Source organism: Actinophytocola sp. (genome assembly GCF_035942955.1).
Classification (GTDB): domain Bacteria; phylum Actinomycetota; class Actinomycetes; order Mycobacteriales; family Pseudonocardiaceae; genus DASYTH01.
Genome location: NZ_DASZCQ010000337.1, coordinates 1 through 6,569, shown reverse-complemented (window position 1 = coordinate 6,569; position 6,569 = coordinate 1). Strand labels below are relative to the sequence as shown.

Annotated in this window: 7 protein-coding genes; 2 read left to right on the top strand and 5 right to left on the bottom strand. The window is 71.6% G+C overall.

What is annotated here, in order from left to right; all coding sequences use genetic code 11:
* Positions 1-90: 90 nt before the first annotated feature.
* Positions 91-909 (bottom strand): tetratricopeptide repeat protein, encoded by an 819-nt coding sequence (locus VGX25_RS33805; protein ID WP_326922049.1) that lies wholly within the window; start codon positions 907-909, stop codon positions 91-93.
* A 267-nt stretch (positions 910-1,176) separates the two neighbouring features.
* Between VGX25_RS33805 and VGX25_RS33800 the strand changes: the two genes are divergently transcribed.
* On the top strand, positions 1,177-1,725 hold the full coding sequence (locus tag VGX25_RS33800; RefSeq protein ID WP_326922048.1) for a hypothetical protein: 549 nt from the start codon (positions 1,177-1,179) through the stop codon (positions 1,723-1,725).
* A 212-nt stretch (positions 1,726-1,937) separates the two neighbouring features.
* Here the strand turns inward: VGX25_RS33800 and prmC are convergent, their stop codons facing one another.
* The 3 genes from prmC to rpmE all read right to left on the bottom strand — a co-directional run bounded on the left by prmC (position 1,938) and on the right by rpmE (position 4,161).
* Positions 1,938-2,807, bottom strand: coding sequence for a peptide chain release factor N(5)-glutamine methyltransferase (gene prmC / locus VGX25_RS33795; protein WP_326922047.1), 870 nt, complete (start codon positions 2,805-2,807; stop codon positions 1,938-1,940).
* Positions 2,804-3,877 carry a peptide chain release factor 1 gene (prfA, locus tag VGX25_RS33790; protein WP_326922046.1) on the bottom strand — a complete coding sequence of 358 codons (1,074 nt, stop codon included), beginning with the start codon at positions 3,875-3,877 and terminating at the stop codon, positions 2,804-2,806. The genes prmC and prfA overlap by 4 nt, the downstream gene beginning before the upstream one ends.
* A gap of 65 nt (positions 3,878-3,942) precedes the next feature.
* Positions 3,943-4,161 (bottom strand): 50S ribosomal protein L31, encoded by a 219-nt coding sequence (gene rpmE, locus VGX25_RS33785; protein ID WP_326922045.1) that lies wholly within the window; start codon positions 4,159-4,161, stop codon positions 3,943-3,945.
* Between the two features lie 236 nt (positions 4,162-4,397).
* Here rpmE and VGX25_RS33780 point away from each other — a divergent pair, with 236 nt between their 5' ends.
* Positions 4,398-4,775, top strand: a complete 378-nt coding sequence (locus tag VGX25_RS33780) for a hypothetical protein (protein ID WP_326922044.1) — start codon at positions 4,398-4,400, stop codon at positions 4,773-4,775.
* Between the two features lie 71 nt (positions 4,776-4,846).
* Here VGX25_RS33780 and rho read toward each other — a convergent pair.
* Positions 4,847-6,569: transcription termination factor Rho (gene rho, locus VGX25_RS33775; RefSeq protein ID WP_326922043.1), on the bottom strand; the 1,723-nt coding region annotated here is incomplete at its 5' end.

The following is a 6,569-nucleotide window of genomic DNA, read 5'->3' as shown; positions in this document are numbered from 1 at the left end:
CCACCAAGCAACCCGACCCAAGGCCGGCGCCGAAGGCGCCCGGCGGCCTTGCCCGAGCTAGAGAACACAGCCCGAGCTAGAAAACACCACTTAGACCCCGGGTTTGGCGATCGACGGGGCCATCGACTCGGCGCGCTGCTGCCAGGCTTGGCGGCGAAACCTGAGCACGATCAGCAACAGCATGGCGCCGCCGAGGACCACGCCGGAGACCACAAGACCGACGCTGTTGAGCGCGCCGCCGGCGACCACCATGGTCAGGCCGAGCGACATAACGAGCACGGCAAGGCTGACCGCGATCCCCTCCGGGGCCCAGCTCCACCGCCGGCTGGCGGCTACCTCGGCGGCCAGCCGGCGGGCGCCGCGGACCAATTCGTCGTCGTCGACGCCGAGGCTCAGGATCCGGCGCGCGGCCCGGTCGCAGATGCGCAGCTGGTGCTCGCTGGTGATCACCAGGACCTCGTCGGCGGTCTGGCTGCGGCACTGCTCCGCGACCGAGCACCAGGTGCTGGCCAGGTAGTAGCGCACGACCGGATCGTCCGGCCGCTCGGCAAGCAGCCGCTCGAGGTCGGGCACCGCGCGTGCGGCGTCGCCCTGCGCAACCCAGACCTGGGACATGCCCAAAAGGGCGAGCAAGTCTGCACCGTCGGCGTCGAGCGCACGCCGGTAACACTCCGCTGCGAGCTGCCACCGGCCGCGGGCAAGGTGGACGTCGCCGATCCCCACCTGATCGTGTGGATGTTCCCGCAGCTCGGCGGCTCTTTCGAAGCCGGTGAGCGCCTCGTCCAGCTGCCCCCGCAGGAGTGCGGACCTGGCCGTATGGAAGCGGCGCTGCGCGTCGGACGCCTCGTCCGGCACCTCGTCCGACGCCAGCCGCCACTTGCAGATCACATCTTGCCAGGCGCGAAGCATTGGATCACCCGGGTCGGCAGGCTACTCTCGGTACGCCCATGGTCGGGGGTCACGCGTGTGGATGTACCCATGATTGGTCGGCTGGCAGGATTGCGTGGACAGCTCAGTTCGCGCTGGCTGGCGCTCGCGTTCGTGCTCGCGTATCTCGTCATCAGCATCACGGTCGGGGTCTCTCTGCTCACGGCGCCCAGTCCGGCGGACGGGGCCACCGCACCGGTGACGCGCACACCGCCGGTCACCTATCAGAACCCATCCGGTAGTGCTCCGATGACGCGGCTCGGCGTGCCCGGTCCGGCCGATGACTCACCCACCCCCGAGGGTCCCACATCCACCACGACCACCACGACCACCGCGCCGCCCAAGCCGACCCCCGGCGACGTGCCCGCCGGGTACCAGCGGGTCACCGGCCCCGCGGGCATGCGCACGGTGATCCCCACCGGCTGGCGCACCCAGCGCTCCTCCGGCCCGGGCGCGATGCAGGCCGTCGACCCCGCCGACGCCGACCGCTACGTCAAGTACGGCGGCTCGGCCGCCCCGCTGATCGCCATCGAGACCTCGCACATCCGGTACGAGAACGACTTCGCCGTCCGCGCCCCGGACTACAGGCGCCTCAAGCTCGACTCGGCGACCTACGGCGGCCACGACGCGGTCGAGTGGGAGTTCGAGCACCGCGACGGCGACGGCATCCTGCACGTCCGCTCGCTCTACTGGCGCGCCGACGGCAAGGAGTACTTCGTCCTCGTCGCCGCCCCCGCCGCGCGCTGGACGGCCGCCAAACCCATCTACGACACCATGATCGCTCACGCCACCCCGTGAGCCGAGTAGACCGTCCGCCGCGGCTCGTACCAGGTGTCGCCCACCGGTTCGCCCGCCAGATTCCAACTCCACGACCGCCAACACATTCCCAGGCAGCCCCCACCCCGGAAATTGGGTGGGGGGTGGGTTCGTGGGCAGTTTAGCCGCCCGCGACGATAGATGATCTTGAGGTGGGCGTGTTGTCCACAGGTGGGTGGGGTGTGGATGAGGCGTTAGGTGCGGCGCCGGGCCGTGGTGTAGCGGGGGCGGCCGGCGAGGTCGGTGTGGTCCTCTATCTCGGTCAGGACGCGGCGGGTGGCCAGCAGGGCGGGGACGGAGTCGGCGTGGCTGTCGTCGTGCTCGATGGCCAGGGCGCCGCCGGGGCGGAGCAGGCGGGCGGAGCAGGCGACGACGTGGCGAATGACGTCGAGGCCGTCGGGGCCGGCGAACACGGCGGTCTCCGGGTCGTGGTCGCCGACCTCGGGCGGGACCGGGGTGCCGGTGGGGACGTAGGGCGGGTTGCACAGCACGAGGTCGACCCGGCCGTCGAGGTCGGCGAGCAGCGTGGGATCGGCGACGTCGCCGGCGTGCAGGTGGATCGGCGGGTCGCCGGCGCCGGCGCGGTGGTCGGCGTTGCGGCGGGCCCAGGCCAGCGCGGCGGGGTCGAGCTCGACGGCGTGCACGACGGCGTCCCGGCGGGCGTGGGCGATGGCGAGGGCCAGGGCGCCGGAGCCAGCGCAGAGGTCGACCACGGTCGGGGCGGGCACGCCCTCGACGGCGGCCAGGCCCCAGGCGAGCAGCAGCTCGGTCTCCGGGCGCGGGACGAACACGCCGGGGCCGACCACGAGCGTGATGCCGCCGATGGCCACCCAGCCGGTCAGGTGCTGCAGCGGCACCCGCTTGGCGCGCTCGGCGACAAGGCGGCCGATCGCGTCGATCACCGGCGGGTCGACCAGCGGCACCAGCGGAAGCTTGGTCCGCTCGACGCCGAGGACGTGCGCGGCCAGCAGCTCGGCGTCCACCCGCGGCGAGGCGACCCCGGCGTCGGCCAGGATGCGCTCGGCCTCGAGGATCGCGACGCGCAGCGGTTGCCGGTGCTTCATTTGGCCGAGTGCGCGGCGATGCGCTCGTTGCGGTCGGCCTCGGCGAGCGCGTCGAGCACCCCGTCGAGGTCGCCGTCGAGCACCTGGTCGAGGTTGTACGCCTTGTAGTTGACCCGGTGGTCGGAGATGCGGTTCTCCGGGAAGTTGTACGTGCGCACCCGCTCGGAGCGGTCGACCGTGCGCACCTGGCTGCGCCGGGCGTCGGCCGCCTGCTTGGCCGCCTCCTCCTCGGCGGCCGCGAGCAGCCGGGCGCGCAGCACCTCCATCGCGCGCGCCTTGTTCTGCAGCTGGGACCGCTCGTTCTGGCAGGAGACCACGATCCCGGTCGGCAGGTGCGTGATGCGCACCGCGGAGTCCGTGGTGTTGACGCTCTGCCCGCCCTTGCCCGACGAGCGGAACACGTCGATGCGCAGGTCCTTCTCGTCGATGTCGATCTCGACGTCGGCCACGTCCGGGTAGACCAGCACGCCGGCGGCGGAGGTGTGGATGCGACCCTGCGACTCGGTCACCGGAACCCGCTGCACCCGGTGCACCCCGCCCTCGAACTTCAGCCGGGACCACACCCCGTCCAGCCCGTCGCCCCTGCCCTTGATCGCCAGCGTGGCTTCCTTGTAGCCGCCGAGATCGGACTCGGTGCCGTCGAGCAGCTCGGCCTTCCAGCCGTGCCGCTCGGCGTAACGCAGGTACATCCGCAGCAGGTCCCCGGCGAACAGCGCGGACTCCTCGCCGCCCTCGCCGGACTTGATCTCCATCAGCAGGTCGGCGCCGTCGTGCGGGTCGCGCGGCACGAGCAGCTCGGTGAGCTTGTCCTCCAGCTCGCCGATCCGCTTCTCGAGCGACTCGGCCTCGGCGGCGAAGGTGGTGTCCTCGGCGGCCAGCTCCCGGGCGGCGGACAGGTCGTCGCGGGCCGACTCGAGCTCGCGCAGCGTCTTCACCACGGGCGTCAGCTCGGCGTAGCGGCGGCCCAGCTTGCGCGCCCGGGTCTGGTCGGCGTGCACGGCCGGGTCGGCGAGCGACTTCTCCAGCTCGTCGTACTCGGCCAGCAGCTCACCCAGCGTCGACGAGTCCACCGCTGACCTCCCTGTGCTCACGACAACGGCGCCCACCCGATCCCGGGCAGGCGCCGTGCGCGTAGCTACTTGTTCTTCTGGCGCTTGCCGTAGCGCGCCTCGAAGCGTGCCACCCGGCCCCCGGTGTCGAGGATCTTCTGCTTGCCCGTGTAGAACGGGTGGCAGTTGGAGCAGACCTCGACGTGGATGCTGCCGGTCTTCTTGGTGCTGCGCGTGGTGAACGTGTTGCCACAGCCGCAGACGACCTCGGTGACGACGTACTCGGGGTGGATACCGGTCTTCACAGATCTTGTCCTCTCGTATCGGCCGCCGGGTCCCCTTGCGTGCGGGGTGAACCGGTGCCGGACTCGATCCAACAGTGTGCCAGAGACCCCAACGTGGCGGCCGGCACGGATATTCCGGAGTCGAGGAGTAACCGGTCAACTACCGCTCGTCGCGCCAGGAGGGCAACTGGGCGCAACACACCGGTCACTCACCGATTGCGGAGGCCGACTACTGAGTAGAACCGCACACTGACCAAGTGCCTGTCGGCGCGCATCGGTCGCTCTCCGTTCTCGCCTGGCTGGCCGTGCCGCTGCTGTTCGCCGCCGCGGTCCTCGGCCTGACCGGGCTCGGTGGCGTGCTGCTGTCCGCCGACTGGCGGGTGACCCTGTCCAGCGCCCTGTTCGGCCCGGCCGCCGCGGTCACCGCCGTGCTGGCCCACGGAGTCGAATGGCGCGCGCAATGGCAGCGATGGTCGCTCGGGCTCGCCTACCCTGCTGTCGTGTTCGCCGCAGGCCTTGTCCTCAACGATGTGTCATTGCCGGCGCCACTTGCGATGGCGGCCGGCGCTCCCGCATTGATCACATTGGTTGTGGTGGTGGCGCGCGAGCACAACAAGGTGGTCCCGATCGCCTAGCTGCCGTCGCGAGGGCCACCCTTGGGCGCCCCAATGCCCGAGGGTGGCCCTTACGGCGCTCCTCAGCACCGTCAGTCGTCGCCCATCGACGGCGTGGTCTTGGCCACCTGCATCAGAAACTCGATGTTGGTGCGGGTCTTGCGCAGCCGGTCGAGCAGCAGCTCGATGGCGGCCTGGCTCTCCAGGGCGTGCAGCACCCGGCGCAGCTTGACCGTGACGGCCAGCTCGTCCGGCGAGAGCAGCAGCTCCTCCTTGCGGGTGCCGGACGGGTCGACGTCGATCGCCGGGAAGATGCGCTTGTCGGCGATCTTGCGGTCCAGCTTGAGCTCGGCGTTGCCGGTGCCCTTGAACTCCTCGAAGATCACCATGTCGCCCGCGGACCCGGTTTCCACCAGCGCGGTGGCGAAGATCGTCAACGAGCCGCCGCCCTCGATGTTGCGCGCCGCGCCCAGGAAGCGCTTGGGCGGGAACAGGGCCGTTGAGTCGACGCCACCGGACAGGATCCGGCCGGACGCCGGCGCGGCCAGGTTGTAGGCGCGGCCGAGCCGGGTGATCGAGTCGAGCAGCACGACCACGTCGTGGCCCATCTCCACCAGGCGCTTGGCCCGCTCGATGGACAGCTCGGCCACCGTGGTGTGGTCCGACGGCGGGCGGTCGAAGGTCGAGGCGATGACCTCGCCCTTCACCGACCGCTGCATGTCGGTGACCTCTTCCGGCCGCTCGTCCACGAGCACGACCATCAGGTAGCACTCGGGGTTGTTCGTCGTGATCGCGTTGGCGATCTGCTGCAGGACCGTGGTCTTGCCGGCCTTCGGCGGCGACACGATCAGCGCCCGCTGCCCCTTGCCGACCGGCATCACCAGGTCGATGACCCGGGTGGTCAGAATGTGCGGCTCGGTCTCGAGGCGCAGCCGCTCGTTGGGGTAGAGCGGGGTCAGCTTCGTGAACTCCGGCCGGCTCTTGGCCGCCTCCGGGTCGAGCCCGTTGATGGTCTCCACCCGCACCAGCGGGTTGAACTTCTGCCGCTGCTGCTCGCCCTCGCGGGGCTGGCGGACCAGGCCGGTGATCGCGTCACCGCGGCGCAGGCCGTACTTGCGCACCAGCGACAGCGAGACGTAGACGTCGTTCGGCCCGGCGAGGTAGCCGGAGGTGCGCACGAACGCGTAGTTCTCCAGCACGTCGAGCACGCCGGCGACCGGCAGCAGCACGTCGTCCTCGCGGACCTCGGTGTCGTTGCCGCCCTCGGACCGGCCGCCGCCACCGCCGCGCCGGCGGCGGTCGCGGAACCGCCGGCCCCGCCGGCCGCCGCGGTCGTCGTCGTCATCGTCGGCGCGGTTGTTGTCCTGGCGGCCGCCGCTCTGCTGGCGGTCACCCTGGCCGCGCTCGCGGTCCTGCCGGGACTCCTGCTGGCGCTCCTCGGTGCCGGCGCGGCCCTCGTCGGTGGACGTGCCCTGCTCGCCCGGCGACGGGCTGCCGGCGGGCCGGCTGGCGCCGCGACGCCGGCGGCGGCCACCGCCCTGGCCCTCGGACGGGGTCGGCTCCGCGGCCTCCTGGCCGCCCTCGGTCTTGGCCTCGCCCTCGGTCTTGGCCGGCGCGGCCGCCTCGGCCTTGGACTCGGCGGCCGGCTTGGCTTCGGCCTTGCGGTCCTCGATGCCGCCCAGTGGCAAGGTCTCCGCCGGCGCCGCCTTGGCGCTGCTCTGCCGCTCCTTGATCGCAGCGATCAGGTCGCCCTTGCGCATGCCGGCGGTGCCGGGGATGCCGAGCTGGCCGGCCAGCTCGCGGAGCTCCGCGAGC